General features: G+C 60.9%; 12 protein-coding genes and 1 pseudogene. 8 read left to right on the forward strand and 5 right to left on the reverse strand.

Annotated features, from left to right (window positions below):
• Positions 1-252: 252 nt before the first annotated feature.
• The gene (locus JK202_RS10130) at positions 253-1,020 is read right to left on the reverse strand and encodes an alpha/beta fold hydrolase (RefSeq protein WP_211560713.1); all 768 of its coding nucleotides are present in this window, start codon (positions 1,018-1,020) and stop codon (positions 253-255) included.
• 134 nt (positions 1,021-1,154) lie between these two features.
• Here JK202_RS10130 and JK202_RS10135 point away from each other — a divergent pair, with 134 nt between their 5' ends.
• The 6 genes and pseudogenes from JK202_RS10135 to flgA all read left to right on the forward strand — a co-directional run bounded on the left by JK202_RS10135 (position 1,155) and on the right by flgA (position 7,342).
• Positions 1,155-2,933 (forward strand): chloride channel protein, encoded by a 1,779-nt coding sequence (locus JK202_RS10135; RefSeq protein ID WP_211560814.1) that lies wholly within the window; start codon positions 1,155-1,157, stop codon positions 2,931-2,933.
• Positions 2,934-3,033: 100 nt separating this feature from the next.
• On the forward strand, positions 3,034-3,501 hold the full coding sequence (locus tag JK202_RS10140) for a RidA family protein (RefSeq protein WP_211560717.1): 468 nt from the start codon (positions 3,034-3,036) through the stop codon (positions 3,499-3,501).
• Between the two features lie 23 nt (positions 3,502-3,524).
• Positions 3,525-4,706 carry a GNAT family N-acetyltransferase gene (locus tag JK202_RS10145; RefSeq protein WP_211560720.1) on the forward strand — a complete coding sequence of 394 codons (1,182 nt, stop codon included), beginning with the start codon at positions 3,525-3,527 and terminating at the stop codon, positions 4,704-4,706.
• A gap of 82 nt (positions 4,707-4,788) precedes the next feature.
• The gene (flgF, locus tag JK202_RS10150; RefSeq protein WP_211560723.1) at positions 4,789-5,529 is read left to right on the forward strand and encodes a flagellar basal-body rod protein FlgF; all 741 of its coding nucleotides are present in this window, start codon (positions 4,789-4,791) and stop codon (positions 5,527-5,529) included.
• Positions 5,530-5,562: 33 nt separating this feature from the next.
• Positions 5,563-6,346 (forward strand): annotated as a pseudogene (gene flgG, locus JK202_RS10155) (flagellar basal-body rod protein FlgG).
• Between the two features lie 3 nt (positions 6,347-6,349).
• The gene (gene flgA / locus JK202_RS10160; protein WP_211560726.1) at positions 6,350-7,342 is read left to right on the forward strand and encodes a flagellar basal body P-ring formation chaperone FlgA; all 993 of its coding nucleotides are present in this window, start codon (positions 6,350-6,352) and stop codon (positions 7,340-7,342) included.
• 39 nt (positions 7,343-7,381) lie between these two features.
• Here the strand turns inward: flgA and JK202_RS10165 are convergent, their stop codons facing one another.
• The 4 genes from JK202_RS10165 to JK202_RS10180 all read right to left on the reverse strand — a co-directional run bounded on the left by JK202_RS10165 (position 7,382) and on the right by JK202_RS10180 (position 14,785).
• Positions 7,382-9,307 (reverse strand): S9 family peptidase, encoded by a 1,926-nt coding sequence (locus JK202_RS10165; RefSeq protein WP_211560728.1) that lies wholly within the window; start codon positions 9,305-9,307, stop codon positions 7,382-7,384.
• Positions 9,308-9,328: 21 nt separating this feature from the next.
• Entirely contained in the window at positions 9,329-12,634 is a 3,306-nt protein-coding gene (locus tag JK202_RS10170; RefSeq protein ID WP_211560732.1) for an efflux RND transporter permease subunit, read from the reverse strand.
• An 80-nt stretch (positions 12,635-12,714) separates the two neighbouring features.
• Positions 12,715-13,518, reverse strand: a complete 804-nt coding sequence (locus tag JK202_RS10175) for an SDR family oxidoreductase (RefSeq protein WP_211560734.1) — start codon at positions 13,516-13,518, stop codon at positions 12,715-12,717.
• Positions 13,519-13,588: 70 nt separating this feature from the next.
• Positions 13,589-14,785, reverse strand: a complete 1,197-nt coding sequence (locus JK202_RS10180; protein ID WP_211560737.1) for a lipase family protein — start codon at positions 14,783-14,785, stop codon at positions 13,589-13,591.
• 181 nt (positions 14,786-14,966) lie between these two features.
• Here JK202_RS10180 and JK202_RS10185 point away from each other — a divergent pair, with 181 nt between their 5' ends.
• Together JK202_RS10185 and JK202_RS10190 are read left to right on the forward strand one after the other, a co-directional pair.
• Positions 14,967-15,218, forward strand: coding sequence for a DUF3297 family protein (locus JK202_RS10185; protein WP_211560740.1), 252 nt, complete (start codon positions 14,967-14,969; stop codon positions 15,216-15,218).
• Positions 15,215-16,183, forward strand: coding sequence for a nucleoside hydrolase (locus tag JK202_RS10190; protein WP_211560742.1), 969 nt, complete (start codon positions 15,215-15,217; stop codon positions 16,181-16,183). The genes JK202_RS10185 and JK202_RS10190 overlap by 4 nt, the downstream gene beginning before the upstream one ends.
• The last annotated feature ends 1 nt before the right edge of the window (position 16,184 follow it).

The raw sequence follows: 16,184 nt of genomic DNA on the forward strand, positions 1-16,184 counted from the left end.
CAAAGACTCGGAGAACAGTAGAGCGTACATCCGCGTAATCCTGATGAAGTTTATTACATGAGCCGTTCTGGCCTTGTTGTTGTAGTTGTTAATTTTTCAGAAAAGTAACTTTTTTACTTTAATTTTAATTGAGTTTTATTAAAATATCAAAAAATTAATATATTAGAATTTCATTATGTTGCTTTATCGAAATAAAATGATTCGTACAAAACCGCCGTCTTTTGGTCTGATTTGATTGTGTAACGTTTCCCGTCAGGCCGGAGCGTTAAGGAATTCCATCATTTCCCGCAGGAATGGACGAGGCTGTTCGGCATGGAGCCAGTGTCCGGCATCAGGAAGGGACCGGATCATGGCGTGAGGGAACAGGGATCGGATCTGGTCGTGATGCTCGGGTCTGACATAGGGCGATGCACCGCCGCGAAGGAAAAGAACGGGTCCTTCGTAAGGTGCAATCTGCAGATTTGGCCAGTTCTCGATCTCATGAATATCACGGGCCAGATCATCGAAACCGATGCTCCAGCCAGGGGATTCGCCCAGCCGGACGTTCTGGAGCAGGAGCTCGGCAACAGGTCTGCTGCCTGCGGCTGGTTCAAGAAGATCCAGACCTTCCCGCCGTTCAAGCGACGCCGGGAATGTAATGTCGGCCAGTCGGGCAATCATGTCGCCATGACCGTGGCCCGTCCGGGCCGGTGCGATATCCGCAACCATCAGCTTCGTCACGCGCTCGGGGGCGGCGAGAGCCAGCATCATTCCGACTTTTCCGCCCATGGAATGTCCCACGACGGCGAAACGCTCGATTCCCATATCGTCCAGCGTTTCGAGCACGTCCTGCGCCATGAGAGCATAGGTGACAGGGCCATGCGGGCTGTGTCCGTGATTGCGCAGATCCAGTGCAAGGGTGCGAAAATCCGCAGATGCACCGCGCTGGAGAAAACCGAGGTTCCGGGCGCGTCCGAACAGCCCATGAAGGAAGATGACCGTCTCCGGGCCTTCGCCCCGTTCGATGACATGCAGTTTCATCCATGATCCTTCCATGACAGCTGTTGATCGGCGGCGCGCTTGCCGTCAAACAGGACCACACCTGCCGCCCGGGAGCCCGCTTGTCCACCAGTCCCGCCCCTTTTCAGGATCGTTCGCGTGCCATGCGTCAGCAAATGAGCCGCTTTCAGGTGCGTCTGTTTCCGCATGCGCCATCAAATCTGCGAACGCTGGTGCGTGGAAACGAGATCTGGCTGAGTGTTCTGGCGGGGTTTGTCGGGATTCTGTCAGGTTTGTGCGTGGTCGCCATGACCCATCTCACCTTCTTCATGCACAGGCTTCTTTTTGGCATGCCGGGTCTGTCCGGAGGCCACCTGTCCGGTCTGACCGTCCTGCCACCCCTGCGAACGGTTGCCGTGCTGACCGGGGGAGGGCTTGTGATCGGGCTGTTCGGCGTCATGATCGCAAAAATCATGCCCCGCAGCCCGGTCGATCCCATTGAAGCGAATGCGCTGCATGGCGGCCGTATGTCCGTGCGGGACAGTCTGGTTATTGTCTGCCAGACGGTTCTGTCCAACGGCGTGGGTGGGTCTATCGGGCTTGAGGCCGGATTTACCCAGATCGCGGCGGCTTTCGGTTCCCGCATCGGGCGGTCCTTCCGTGTCCGTCGGGAGGATCTGCGTGTTCTGGTAGGCGCCGGGGCCGGCGCGGCCATCGGGGCCGCGTTCGATGCGCCGGTGGCCGGGGCGTTTTATGCGTTCGAGCTCGTCATCGGGTCCTATTCGCTGGGCAGCCTGTCTCCGGTGGCTGTTGCCGCGCTGGCGGGTGTGGGTGTGACGCGGGTGCTCGGAAGCGTCCCGCCCGGGATCATTATTCCGTCGCCGGGCACCTTGTCGTGGGAAGGGACGGCCGGTGCGGTTCTCATCAGCGTCCTCACGGCCCTGACGGCCATCGGCCTGATGTTCTGCGTTACGCAGACCGAAGCCCTGTTCCGACGGCTGCCCGGCCCGGTCTGGCTGCGGCCCGCCGTGGGCGGCCTGATCGTAGGGGGGCTGGCGACGCTGCACCCCTCCGTCCTGTCCGCAGGTCATGAGGCAATGCGCGCCGTCTTTGCCGGGAACGTGACCGCACGCATGGCGGTGGTCCTGCTGCTCATGAAGGCGCTGGCATCCTGCCTGTGTATCGGTTCCGGATTTCGCGGAGGACTGTTCTTCGCATCGCTGTATCTCGGGTCTCTCGCAGGGACGATTTACGGCACGCTTCTGGCGCCGCTGGGCATTGCGCCGGATTCCGTCACGGCCTGTGCCCTGATCGGCATGAGCGCGATGGCTGTGGCCGTCATCGGCAGTCCTATGACCATGGTCTGCCTGATGCTGGAACTGACCGGCAGCGTGTCCATGAGTGGTGCCACACTGGTGGCTGCGGTCCTGTCCCTGCTCACGGTCCGTCGCCTGTTCGGTTACAGCTTTGCGACATGGCGCTTCCATCTGCGAGGCGAATCCATCCGCTCCGCCGTTGATATCGGCTGGATGCGTTCGCTCAATGTGCGCCGCATGATGCGTGGACAGGTCCGGACCCTCCCGTCCGAGACCTCCCTCAGCCGCGCGCAGACCCTCTTTCCCCTTGGCTCGGCCCAGCGGATCGTCCTGCTGGATGGGGACGGGCATTATGATGGCATCGTCCAGCTGGCGGACCTGCACGCCGTACCCGGCGCCCAGACAGCCATCGGAACGCTGGCCCTGTTCCGCAAGGCCATGCTCACCCCGCATATGAACATCCGCGAGGCCATCGAACTGTTCGAAAAGGCCGAGGCCGACGCGCTGGTGGTGGTCGAGGACCAGCAGTCCCGGCAGGTGATCGGCACCCTGACCGAACAGCACGCCCTGCGCCGCTATGCCGAAGAACTCGAACGCAGCCGCAGAAGCCTTGCGGGCGACGAAAGTCCGCCAGCCTGATCCGGCTTCCCACCGTGCCCCCTTGGCAGCAGGCCGTTCCCGTTTCAACATGCGGCCCTGACAGATGCCCACTCTGGGCGCCCGAACCGGAGACTTTCCCATGACCGCGACCCCCGAATCCCGCCTCGCCGCCCTCGACATCACGCTGCCGGTCGCAGCCGCTCCGGTTGCGAACTACGTCACGACCGTTCTGACGGGAAACCTGCTCGTCGTGTCCGGTCAGCTCCCGCTGGTGGACGGCAAGCTGCTTATTACAGGCAAGCTTGGTGACGCAGTTTCGGCCCATGCCGGTGTGGCCTGTGCCCGCGCCTGCCTCATCAATGTTCTGGCACAGGCCAAGGCAGCACTGAACGGCGATCTTTCCCGCATCACGCGCGTTGTCCGTCTGGGCGGCTTCATCGCCTGCACGCCCGAATTCACCGATCATGCCACCGTCATGAACGGCGCGTCCGATCTGGCTGTTGACGTGTTCGGGGATGCCGGACGTCACGCGCGCTCCACCATTGGCGTGCCGAGCCTGCCCGTAAACGCTCCGGTCGAAGTCGAGGCACTGTTCGAAATCGCCTGATCACCCCGGATGGGAGAAACCGAATGGGAGAACCGGACACCGTCCCCACCCCCGACTGGAGCCTGAGCCTCCACGCCTCGATCCACGAGATCGGGGCCGAGGCCTGGGATATTTGTGCGGGAGCCGACAATCCGTTCGTCTCTTTCGGTTTCCTGTCCGCCCTTGAAGATAGCGGTTCTGTCGCGGACCGCTCCGGCTGGCTTGTGCGCCATGCCGCATTACGCGCGCCAGACGGGACCATCGCAGCTCTCGCCCCGCTCTACGGAAAATCCCATTCCTGGGGCGAGTACGTCTTCGATCAGAACTGGGCGCGCGCCTATGAGGCTGCGGGCGGTCGCTACTATCCGAAATTCGTCTGCGCCGTCCCGTTCTCACCTGTCCCCGGACCCAGACTGCTGCTGCGGCCCGATCTGCCCGATCCGAAAGGCGTAGCGCAGGCTCTTGCCGCCGCGCTAATTCAGGCCACGGCCCAGCTTGGCCTGTCATCCCTGCATGCCAATTTCTGTGATACCGCTTCTCTGCAGGCCTTTACCGATGCCGGATATCTGCCACGCACGGGCCTTCAGTATCACTGGCAGAATAACGGCTACACCACGTTCGATGACTTTCTGGCCGCTTTAGCCTCCCGCAAACGCAAGGCCATCCGCAAGGAACGCAATGCCGCGCAGTCCTGCGGCCTTGCCTTCAGCACCCTGCGCGGGGACGAGATCACGCCGGACGACTGGCAGGCATTTTACCGCTTCTATCAGTCCACGATCGACCGGAAATGGGGCAGCGCTTACCTGACCGAGCGCTTCTTTCCCATGCTGTCCGAACACCTCGGAGACCGCGTGGTCCTGATGATGGCCCGACATGACGGAAAAGCCGTCGCCGGGGCCCTGAACCTTATGGGGACAGACGCGCTGTTTGGCCGCAACTGGGGCTGCGAGGGGGACTGGCCCTTCCTGCATTTCGAGCTGTGTTACTATCGTGCGATCGAGTTTGCGATTGAGCACGGCCTGTCCCGTGTCGAAGCCGGGGCGCAGGGTGAACACAAGATCCAGCGCGGCTACCTTCCGGCATTCACCCATTCCGCCCACGCCATTCTCGATCCCGGCCTGCGACAGGCTGTCGCAGCCTTTGTGGACGAGGAACGGACCGCCATGCAGGCAGAGGCGGCGGAGCTGCTGACTCTTTCACCATATCGTCACGACGAGTCGGGTTAAGGCCGTTCGTTTAACGATTGGGAAAGCTTTCTACCGCTACGCTGTGCTCTGAAATCGGGATTGACCGGAGCCTGTAAAGCCCATGGAGAACAGTACCTATATCGCGCTTTCGCGCATGGATGCCCAGCAACGCGCCATGTCCGTGGTCGCGGCCAACATGTCGAATGCGTCGACCGTGGGCTACAAACGCGAAAATGTCCTTTTCAGTGACTTCCTGTCCCATCAGCACGGCTCCAAACAGCCGGAGGGTGCGGATACGGAATCCTATACGCAGGACCGCGCGACATACAGGGACTTCCAGCAGGGTGACATGCAGTCCACCGGAAATCCGCTTGATATGGCGCTAGGGGGCGAAGGCTATTTTCAGGTCCGCACTGCCAACGGTGTGCGCCTGACACGGGCAGGGCGCTTTGAAGAACAGCAGGACGGCGCCGTTGTTGATGAAAACGGAAATGCCCTGCTGGACCGCGACGGCCAGCCGATTGAAATTCCCCAGACGGACCATCGCATCACCATTTCTTCCGACGGCGTGATCTCGACCGAAACCGGCGAGCAGGGCCAGATCGGCATCGTGACAGCACAGGACGATAACAAGCTTCAGGCAGAAGGCAGCAGGCTTCTGCGTACCGACCAGCCGACTACGGCTGTCGAGCGGCCCAATATCGTGCAGGGCATGGTGGAAGGTAGCAACGTCCAGATGATGACCGAAGTCACGAAGATGATGGAAATCCAGCGGAACTTCGACTTCATGGCGCAGTTCGTCGACGCCGAAGCGACGCGCCAGAAGAACGCCATCGACAAGATCGTTCAGGTCTCGGCCTGATTACTGACCCTTACGGGACAAGGATAACTCTCCATGCGCGCACTCGATATCGCCGGAACGGGCATGCAGGCCCAGCAGACCAACGTCGAAACCATTTCCAACAATATCGCGAACATGAGTACCACGGGATACAAACGCTCCCGTGCCGAATTCCAGGATCTGATCTACCAGAACATCCGCCGCGTGGGTGCAAGTTCGTCCGATACTGGCACGACCATCCCGGCAGGTGCCCAGGTTGGCCTCGGTGTGAAGACGGCCGCGATCTACCGCATCAACGATCAGGGCAGCCTTGAGCAGACCAGCAACTCACTGGATCTGGCTGTTCAGGGGCGCGGGTATTTTCAGGTCCAGCTTCCTTCCGGTCAGCTTGCCTATACCCGTGACGGCACGTTTTCGATGGACAACAACGGCTCCCTCGTAACTGCAGACGGCTATCTCATCAGCCCGACGATCACGATCCCGAACAATGCCCAGAGCATCTCGGTTGATCAGTCGGGTCAGGTCAGTGTGCAGATTGCCGGGCACGACACTTGTCGGACAGCTTCAGCTGGGCATCTTCACCAACGAGAACGGTCTGGCCGCAATGGGGCAGAACCTGTTCACGCAGACGACGGCATCCGGCGATGCCATGATGGGTAACCCCGAAGCTGTCGGATACGGCAGCATCATGCAGGGTTACGTCGAAAACTCGAACGTCAATGTCGTGACGGAAATCACCGATCTCATCACGGCCCAGCGCGCCTATGAGATGAACAGCAAGGTCATCACCGCGTCTGACGACATGATGAAAACCGTGACCAATCTGGGTGGTGGTTAAACCATGAACCGCATCCTGCTGACAGGTGGCATGCTGCTGCTGGCAGGATGCTCTGTCCTCTCATTCGCCTCTGCCGCGACATTGCGGACGAACGTCAATGTTGATCACCCACGCGTACGCCTGTCCGATCTGTTTGCCGATCTGGGCAAGGGGCAGGATACCGAGATCGGCGACGCGCCAGCTCTGGGCGCCAGCTATGTTGTCGGCGGTCCGCAGCTGACAGCCATTGCTGCACAATTCGGTGTGGATTGGCCCGATGCGTCGCCGCTGGTCTCTACGACCGTAACGCACACGGCCCGCATGATTGCCGTGGATGATGTCCTGCCTGTTATCCGGGAGGGGTTGGAGTTACCTTCCGAGGCCCGGGTGGAAGTGGCTCTGACGGGATTTAAACCTGTCGCGGTTCCGGTTGGGGATCAGGGTGCACCGACAATCCTGCATATTGATCGCCCCCCTCATGGGAGTGAACATTTTACAGCGCGGCTCGAAGTCCCTTCGGCAAGCGGTGGCCAGGGCACGACTTTCAATGTGAGCGGCACGGCGACGATGGAAGTGCGGGCGGTGACCCTGCGCCATGCCATGCATCTGGGGCAGCCGATTCTTCCTGAAGATGTCACCATGACATTTGTCCGGGTTGGTCTGATTCCGGATGACGCTTTGCAGGCACCAGAAGATGCTGTCGGTCTTGAGGCGCGAGGCGTGCTTGCTGCCGGTCAGGTTCTCAGTGTGTCGGAACTTGCACATCCGCAGCTCGTGCATCGCGGATCGCCCGTTGTGGCGACATTCTCTGGCCAGAGCCTTCATTTGACTGTTTCAGGAACAGTTCTGGAAGCCGGTGGAAAAGGTGACACTGTGCATGTGTACAATGCCAGCAGTCATATGGTCCTGACGGGACGCGTCGTAGATCGGACGGAAGTGGACGTCATTCCCGGTATCATGCCCCTGTCTGCAGATAACCGGGCGCGCCAGCAGACAACGGCCCTGCCCTCGCTCTGACTTTACAGAGTGGAGAGGGCAGCGCCTGATCTGATTGTCTTATTTCACCAGATAACGGTCGAACCAGTGAATGGTGCGCTGTACGGCGTCGTCCCAGGCCTGTGGGCTGCTCATGCCATGTCCCTGTCCGGGATAGATGACGAGTGAGCTCGGAACATGCAGCGTCTGGAGCGCATGGAAGAATTCCTGGCTCTGGGGCATCGGGCATTCCTCATCAGCCGATCCGACGAAAATGAAGGTCGGCGTATGTGCCTGCCGGATATAGAGGATGGGTGAGGAGTGGGCGTAGATGTCCGGATCGTCGTAAACGGATTTCCCGAAGAACGGCAGCATCCAGCTGTCGATGTTGTTTTCGCCGTAATAGGAGAGCCAGTTTGAAATGCCGGCTCCGGCGACAGCCGCACGGAAACGGTCTGTCTGGGTGACGCTCCACATCGTCATGTAGCCGCCATAGGAAAAGCCGGTCAGACCAAGGCGGTGATCATCGACGGGAGCCACTTTCTCGGCTGTATCGATCCCGCGCAGGACGTCACGCAGATCTCCATGTCCGAAATCCCGGCGGTTTGCGGCGGTGAACGCCTCACCCTGTCCGTAGCTGCCCCGTGGGTTAGGCATGAAGACGTCATAGCCCGCATTCAGGAGCGCCATCGCCAGCTTGCTGTTGTCGCGGAAATAGCGCGGGTTGGAGGCGCTGGACGGTCCGCCGTGAACGTAGACGATCATCGGAACCTTGCCGTTCTGCTCCACGCCCGGCTTGCGTGTCAGGGGTTCCAGAAGCCAGCCCTGCACGGAATAGCCATCGCTTTTCCATGTCAGGCTTCGCGCCTTGAGATGCGCCGGAAGGGCGGCATTGTCGCGATTGACGGGCTTCCACTGTCCGATGGGACCAGCCGCAATCTCCGGTGCTTTTTCAAAGCTCTGCCGGATAATGGCGGTGTGCTGCCCGGCGCAGGACAGGCTTGGTTCGGAGCGTCCGTTGGACAGCATCATGGTCTCTTCCCACAGCGACCTTTGGCCTCCCTGAAGGGACCAGATAACGCTGCGGTCTCCCTTGAGACCTGTTGCAATAAGGCCTGGCCCACAATCCCAGGAAAGGTCGGTAACAGTGGCCTTTAGCCCTGGTGTCAGGTTGACGGGTTTTGCACCGGCCTTTGTCAGATCCAGACTGTAAGCATCGCCGCCAATCGCGCCATAGTCACTCATCAGGCCGCCGATGAAGGAAACCTGTTTTCCGTCAGGAGAGACGCGCGGAAGATTGAGCTGCTGTTCCTGAGGCGGACTGTAAAGCACGGTGTCCGTGCCGTTTCCGATAGCGTGGAGCTTTGCAATCCACCAGTGATCGTCGCCGTTTCCCGGAGCAGCGGTGGCGATAAAACCCTCGCCGTTCGGGCGCCAGTCATATTCATAAACATACAGATCGGCGGGTGACTGCCAGTTCAGGCGACCATTTTCGATCGTGGCGATCCGCTGTTCATCGATCTGTGCGTTGATTTCTCCAGCCGGAGGCGCGCCCGCTTCCATCGCCCCGGGCTGGCGGTGTGCATTTTCGATTGCCAGAACGCCAAGCTGCCCTTTGGGTCCGTAGGACAGGGACTGAAGTGTCCCCGTGAAGGTCAGGACCTGCTTTGCATGCTGACCATCCCGGTCCGCTTCCCAGACCGACAGTGTTTTGACCGAAGGGTCTTTCAGAACATAGGCCAGTGCCTGTCCGTCCCGACGCCAAGCGAACGCGCTTGCTTCACAACCATGACACAGAGACAGAGTGCTGCGGGCCCCGGACGGGAGAGTGTACAGTACGGGCTGGGAAATGGTGTTCTGCGGAGACTCTCCAACCGGCTCCTGCAGCGAGAGCAGTCGGCTTCCATCAGGGGAGATGGAAATGTGGTCGAAAAGCTGAACGGGCGCAGCAAGCGCCGTCATGGGAAACAGGGCTGCCAGCAGTGCGATGCGACGGGATAGGGTCATGGGGCGTTATTTTATCCGGTTTCAGATCTGTTTGGCGGAAGGGCTGGCGGTGCCGTGGCGGCGCAGAAGCCCGAGCAGCCAATGACACAGACGCTTCGTTCTCGCACCGATGGCATCCATCCACAGATAGACGATCGGTGTGGTGTAAAGGGTCAAAAGCTGACTGACAACCATTCCGCCCAGGATCGAAACACCCAGTGGACGGCGCATTTCCGCGCCATATCCATTGCTGATGATGAGCGGGACTGCCCCGAGTGCGGCTGCCAGAGAGGTCATCAGGATAGGGCGGAAACGGGTGATCGAGGCTTTGAAGATGGCATCCCTGGGAGACAGCTTGTCGACGCGCTCGGCATGGATGGCGAAATCGATGACGAGAATGGCGTTCTTCTTGACGATGCCCGTCAGCAGGATGATGCCGATCATGGCAATGATGCTGAAGGACTCTCCCGCGATCCACAGGCCCAGAACCGCGCCGATACCGGCGGAAGGCAGGGTGGACAGGATCGTGATGGGGTGGATCAGGCTTTCATAGAGAATGCCCAGAACGATATACATCACGGCAATCGCGGCGAGGAACGCCAGTGCGCCGTTGACCATGAGCTTGCGGGTGTCGCCTGCCGTTCCGGTGAAGTCACCCAGGACGCCATCAGGAGCGCGGGTGCTCTGCATGGTCTGTTTGATCAGCTCGACCGCGTCATTGTAGCTCACGCCGCTCGCCAGATCGAACGAGATATTGGCGGAATAGTAGTTGCCGCGATGGGTGATATCGAGAGGCTGTGGCTTCCACAGAACGGAGGCGACATTGGTCAGGGGGATCATGGTTTCGGTCGCGGAGGAGACAGCGCTTCCGCTTGAGGAGTTGCCCGAAATCTGGTTGGCCAGTGAGTTCTGGATGGACGCCGTGGCCAGGGACGTGAAGCTGCTTGCCGAGGTGCTGGCATCACTGCGGGCTCGGATCAGGTTCGAGGCAACGCCACCAGCCGCCGTGCCCGCAGATGTGGAAATCCAGACCTGGCTGAGTGTGTTCGGGTCCATGCGGTATTGCGGTGCCAGCACCATGACCACGCGGTGTTCGGTCGTGGGCAGATGGATTGTCGAGACGATGGCCTGACCGTAGGAATCGTACAGGACGTTCTGGATCAGCTGCGGTGTGACGCCGTAGCGCGCTTCCGTATCACGGTGGACGGTGATGTAGGCCGCAACGGACTGCCCTTCGGTCGTGGATGAAATATTGACGAGCTTGCCCGAGGCCCGCAGGGCGCCCAGCAGGGTTGGGAGGTATCCGAACAGGTCGGCAACGTTTTCTCCCCGTAGGACATAACGGTAGCTGCCGGTATTCTTGGAACTGCTGCCGCCCTGGCTGCTGCCACCAACGCTCCAGAACGATACGTCCGCTCCGGGTTCGTTGGGCAGGCGTTTGCGAATACGATCCAGAACGGTTTCGGCGGACGCGCGTTCGGCCTTTTCCTTCAGATGGAGGTAGAGCTCCCCACTGTTCTTGTCATCGCTGAAGATGGTGGTGGAGATGACGTCCGGGTCCGTCTGGGCGATGGCGCCGACTTCCCGCAGACGGCGGTCGATATCCTGGAATGACATGGTGGCGTCACCCTTGATGCGTCCCGCCAGCAGCGACATGTCCTGCGAGGGGATGAATTCCTTGGGCATCAGGGCCACGGAGCCGACCAGCACCATGAAGCTGAGCGGAAGGGTCAGTCCCATCAGAACCGGATGGCGGAGGCACCAGTGCATGGAGCGCGCATACTGTTTCAGCGTCCAGTCCAGCGAGGTCTCCGTAATGACGACAATGTAGCCCAATACGCCCTTCCTCGGCTGGTCGCCGTGGTCGATTTCCAACAGATGTGCGCACATCATCGGCGTCAGGGTCAGGGACAGCCACATGGAGATGACGATGGCGGAGATCATCGTCATGCAGAACTCGAACATGATCGAGCCTGCTCCGCCAGGCAGGAACAGCAGCGGGATGAACACCGCGACCAGCGAGGCGCTGATGGACAGGACGGTGAAGCCGATTTCCGAAGCGCCGATCAGGCTGGCCTCGTACCGGTCCTTTCCGTCTTCCATGTGCCGGGCGATGTTTTCCAGAACGACAATCGCGTCATCAACCACGAAGCCAACCGCGATGGTCAGGGACATGAGTGACAGGACATCGAGCGTAAAGTTGAAGGCAGCCATGGCCGCCAGCGTGCCGGACAGGGCGATGGGGACCGTCACGGCGGGAATGAGCGTCGTGATCATCCTGCGGAAGAACACCAGGATCACAAGCACGACCAGCACGACGGACAGGATCAGTGTCAGACGGGCATCCGCGAGGGATGCGCGGATCGAGCGGGATGTATCGAGTCCCACGACCAGATTGACGTCCGCCGGCAGGGCGTCGCGCAGATGTGTCAGGTTGGCGTTGATGCCGTCCACGATGGCCACGGTGTTGGCATGGGGCTGGGCCGTCACGACCAGAGTAACGGCGCGATGGCCGTTGATATAACTGGTCTGATAGACGTCCTGAACGCTGTCGCTGACGGTAGCGATATCACTCAGCCGGACAGGATAGAAATTGTTGCGGTAGCCGACGATCAGGTCGCGATACTGAGCCGCATTGATGGCCTGATCGTTGGTGGACAGCATCATCCGTTGGCCATGGCTGTCGATGAAACCCTTGGGCGTGAAGGCATTGGCCGAGGCCAGGGCAGTACGCACATCCTCAAAGCCGATGCCCCATTTGTAGAGCGGACCAGGATTGAGCTCGACACGTACGGCGGGGTTCGTTGAGCCCACGACTTCCACACGGCCCACGCCCTTGACCTCGGCCAGGAGCGGTTTGATGCGGATATTGGCAATATCGTAAAGCTCGGCCTGGGTTTTCTGATCGCCGGTCAGACTCATCAGATAGACTGGAAATCCACCGCCATCCATTTTGAAGGCCTGCGGGTCGGCATCCATGGTTCCGGTCGGCAGGTCGGCTCGGGCAGCGCGCAGGGCCGCCTGCGTGTCACGCAGGGCGCCGTCGATATTGCGCGACGATGAGAATTCGAGAAAAATCTGGGCCTGTCCGGCACTGGTGTCGGACTCGATGCTCTCAAGATCCGCGATGGATCCGAGTCTTCGCTCCAGCGGTGTGGTGACGGATGTCGCCATCTGCTGCGGGTCGGCACCCGGCTGGGTTGCCACGACCATGATGGCGGTCGTGGTCATGTCTGGCATCGTCGCGACGGGGAGAAGCGGATAGCAGATGAATCCCGCCATGAAGATGGCAATGGACATCAGTGTCGTCGCGACCGGGCGGTCTATGAACAGGCGGCAGAAATTCATGCGGTCAGTTTATCCACAAAACCGCGCTTCGGGTCATTACTGATAGGACACAAAATGTCAGATATCTGCCGTGCGGAGCGTCAGAAGTCGGGCATACCCGCTGGCTGGGCAGAAGGCTGGGTTCCGTAATACCGTTCTGCCAGACGGGGTGGCAGCAGGTCCATAAGGCGCGAGCCCATGACCAGCCATGCCGGGAAGATTATCCGCCGCGTCTGGCGCAGCGTGCCGCGCAGGATCCTGCGCACGGCTTCTTCCGTGGACACCAGACCCGGCATTGGAAAACGGTTTCCCTTCACCATGGCCGTATCGACAAATCCGCAGCACACGCTGGTCAGGCTGATGCCAAAACTGCCCAGACGGGAGGCGTTGCCAATAATGAAGCGGTCAAGTGCGGCTTTGGAGGCGGAATAGGATGGCGTGCCGGGATAGCAGACGAACCCCGCGACGGAGGCCATCACACAGATCCGGCCCCGAAGGTTTTCGCCGTTTCGGTCCTGCGTGCGCATGGCTTTCACGACTGGAAAGAACGTGTTGAGCGTTCCAGTCAGATTGGTGTCGAGCATCTCCCACACACGTTCTTCGCGCTCCAGCACCAGACCGTCGTCGGCTTCGGGAGGCAGGCCCCCCGTGATGCCCGCACAGAGGAACGCCATGTCCAGCCGCTCGCCCGATGCTGTGGCGATCCAGTCCGCCATGCCCTGCCGGTTCCGTGTGTCCAGAATGGCCGGGACTGTGTGCGCGCCCTGCCTGTCGCACTGTCGGGCTGTTTCTGTCAGGCCTTCTGCCGCATGGTCGCAGAGTTGAAGGGAAACGCCCGGCCGGGCCAGCTTCAGGGCAAGACCGCGTCCGATACCGGATGCGGCCCCTGTAATCAGGATATTCATCCGGCGGAGTCTAACAGAGTGTTTCCGGGATGCGACCCCCGAGGGGCGAAAACATCTCCTTCCCGTAGGATCAGTGAGGTGAATTGCAGTCCGAGCGGGGTTTCGTGCCCTCAAGGAGTTGTCCGGCGAAACTGTGGGCATCCGTGATCATGGCGGCGAGTGTGCCATTGTGGCTGGCGTCATGAATCCGGTGCGTCACGGGCGTTCCGGCGGCGCAGAGCCGCGCGACAAGGCGTTTCTGCTGGCCGGTGGATGTATGAAGATCCTGCGCGCCGGATTCGATAAGGACAGGTGAGGGCAGGGAGAAGCCCGGATATTTCGCCCAGTCGAACACCGGCGCCAGCACACGTCCTGCGTCGGGTTCGAGCAGGGTTGCGGGTGTCAGGCCGGAGCGTTTCGCGATCGGGAAGAAATCTGAAGCGCACATGGAGCCTGCATCATGCAGAAGGCGCTGCCCCCGTGGGGTGAAGGCTTCGTTGATGTCGGTGGACTGGTCAGCTTCGGCCAGTGATTGCCCGAGGGTCAGCAGTTCAGGCACGGCCGGGGAGAAGCTGCGCGGATTGGCAGGGTGCAGAAGTTCCTGCGCCGTCTGTTCGTCCAGATAGGGCGGAGCGGCGGCGATCGTGCCCAGAATCCGCAGATGCGGGGCGTAGGTCGAGGCCATGGCCGCAGCCGCTAGAGCCGCCTGTCCGCCCTGGGCATGGCCGTTCAGCACCACGTTTGAGGACAGGTCCGGCAGGCGTTCGCGCGCCGCGCGCACGGAATCCAGAACGCTCATGCCCTCCGAACGCGCATTCAGCAGAAGCGGCGCGCCGGGCTCGCCCATGCCGGGATAGTCGGTCGCGACGATCGCAAAACCCTGACGCAGCCAGCCGTCATAGAAATGCGCCTGTACGGTCCCAATTCCCATCACAGACGGCGCACAGGTCAGATGCAGGCCGCTCTCTCCATGCGCCCAGGCCAGAACGGGCCAGCCGCCTGCCGGAGCAGGCCTGCGCGGAACCAGAACCTGCGCCGAAACGCGGACGAGTTGATGCGGGTCTCGCGCATCCGTGCTGCGATAGGTCAGCCGATATACGGAGGCCGGTTCATGGGATGGCACGGAATCCAGCCGGATCGCCTGCCCCGCCGAGACGGGCGCGCTGACGGACCAGTTGTCGTCATCGTCATCCGAAGCGCAGCCGGACAGGACGGTGCCCGCTGTCAGAAGCATGACAAGCGATGCCAGAGCGGTCAGCGGTGTGTGGCGAAAAGAGCGGTACGGCATGGACGGTCTGTCTCCGACGGGAAGCGTCTCTCATAGCAGTGCTCTGCGTCCTGTGGGAGCGGCCATGTCTTGTTTCAGAACGGGAGCGGGCTTGGAGAGCCGCCCATCCGGCGCTACAGAGAAAACCTCTGACGAGCCGGTCCGACATGATCGGATCTGATACAACGAGGATAGCCCCGCCATGACCGACACCATTCCCGATCGTCTCTCCGCCAGCCCGGACAGCCCGTATTACAACGAAGAGCTGCTGTCGCGTGGCATCGGTGTCCGCTTCAAGGGTGAAGAGCGCACCACCGTTGAGGAATACTGCATTAGCGAAGGCTGGGTGCGTCTGGCCGTTGGCAAGTCCATGGACCGCCGTGGCCGTCCGATGACGATCAAGGTTACGGGACCGGTCGAGGTCTGGATCAAGGACTCCGAAGAAGAAGCATGATGACACAGGCCGGCTCCGCAGCAATCGCACCCCGCCGCATCGTTATCGACACCGATCCGGGTCAGGACGATGCGGTCGCCATCCTGCTGGCGCTGGCCTCGCCGGAACTGACGGTCGAGGCCATCACGACCGTCGCCGGCAATGTTCCTGTCGCTCTGACGACGAAAAATGCCTGTGCCCTGCTCGAACTGGCGGGGCGCACGGATATTCCCGTTTTCGCGGGCGCGGCACGCCCGCTGCATCGCGCGCCCATCAGCGCCGAGCATGTCCATGGCGAAACGGGCATGGCCGGCGCCGATCTCCCCGATCCGACGCTGCGTCCGCAGGCGATTGATGCCGCGACCTGGCTTGTGGATCTGCTGCGCCGCGAGCCGGAAGGCGCGATCACGCTCGTCTGCCTCGGCCCTATGACGAATCTGGCTCTCGCGCTCACGCATGCGCCGGATATCGCGTCCCGGATTGCGGGAATCGTGGCCATGGGCGGGGCACAGCGTGAGGGCGGCAACATCACGCCGACCGCAGAATTCAATTTTTTCGTGGACCCACACGCTGCCCGGATCGTCATGCGCTCCGGCATTTCCATCACACTCCTGCCGCTGGACGTGACACACCGCGCCATCGCCACACCGGCCCGTCTGGCGCCGATTGCCGCGATCGGCTCGCCGGTCACAGATATGGTGGCGCGGATGCTGGGTGCGGAAGACCGTTTCGAGAAGCAGAAATATGGTTGGGAAGGTGGCGCGCTGCATGATCCGCTCACCATCGGTTTTCTTCTGTGGCCCGAGCTTTTCTCGGGGCGGGACTGCAATGTGGAAATCGAGGTCGACGCGCCGCTGTGTGTGGGTCAGAGTGTTGTTGACCTGTGGAACGTAACCGATCGCGTTCCGAACGCGTTATGGATCAATGACGTTGATTCAGACGCCTTCTATTCCCTTCTGACGGAAAGACTTGCCCTTCTGGACTAGA

The organism is Gluconobacter sp. Dm-62 (genome assembly GCF_018256155.1).
In the GTDB taxonomy this organism is placed as follows: Bacteria; Pseudomonadota; Alphaproteobacteria; order Acetobacterales; family Acetobacteraceae; genus Gluconobacter.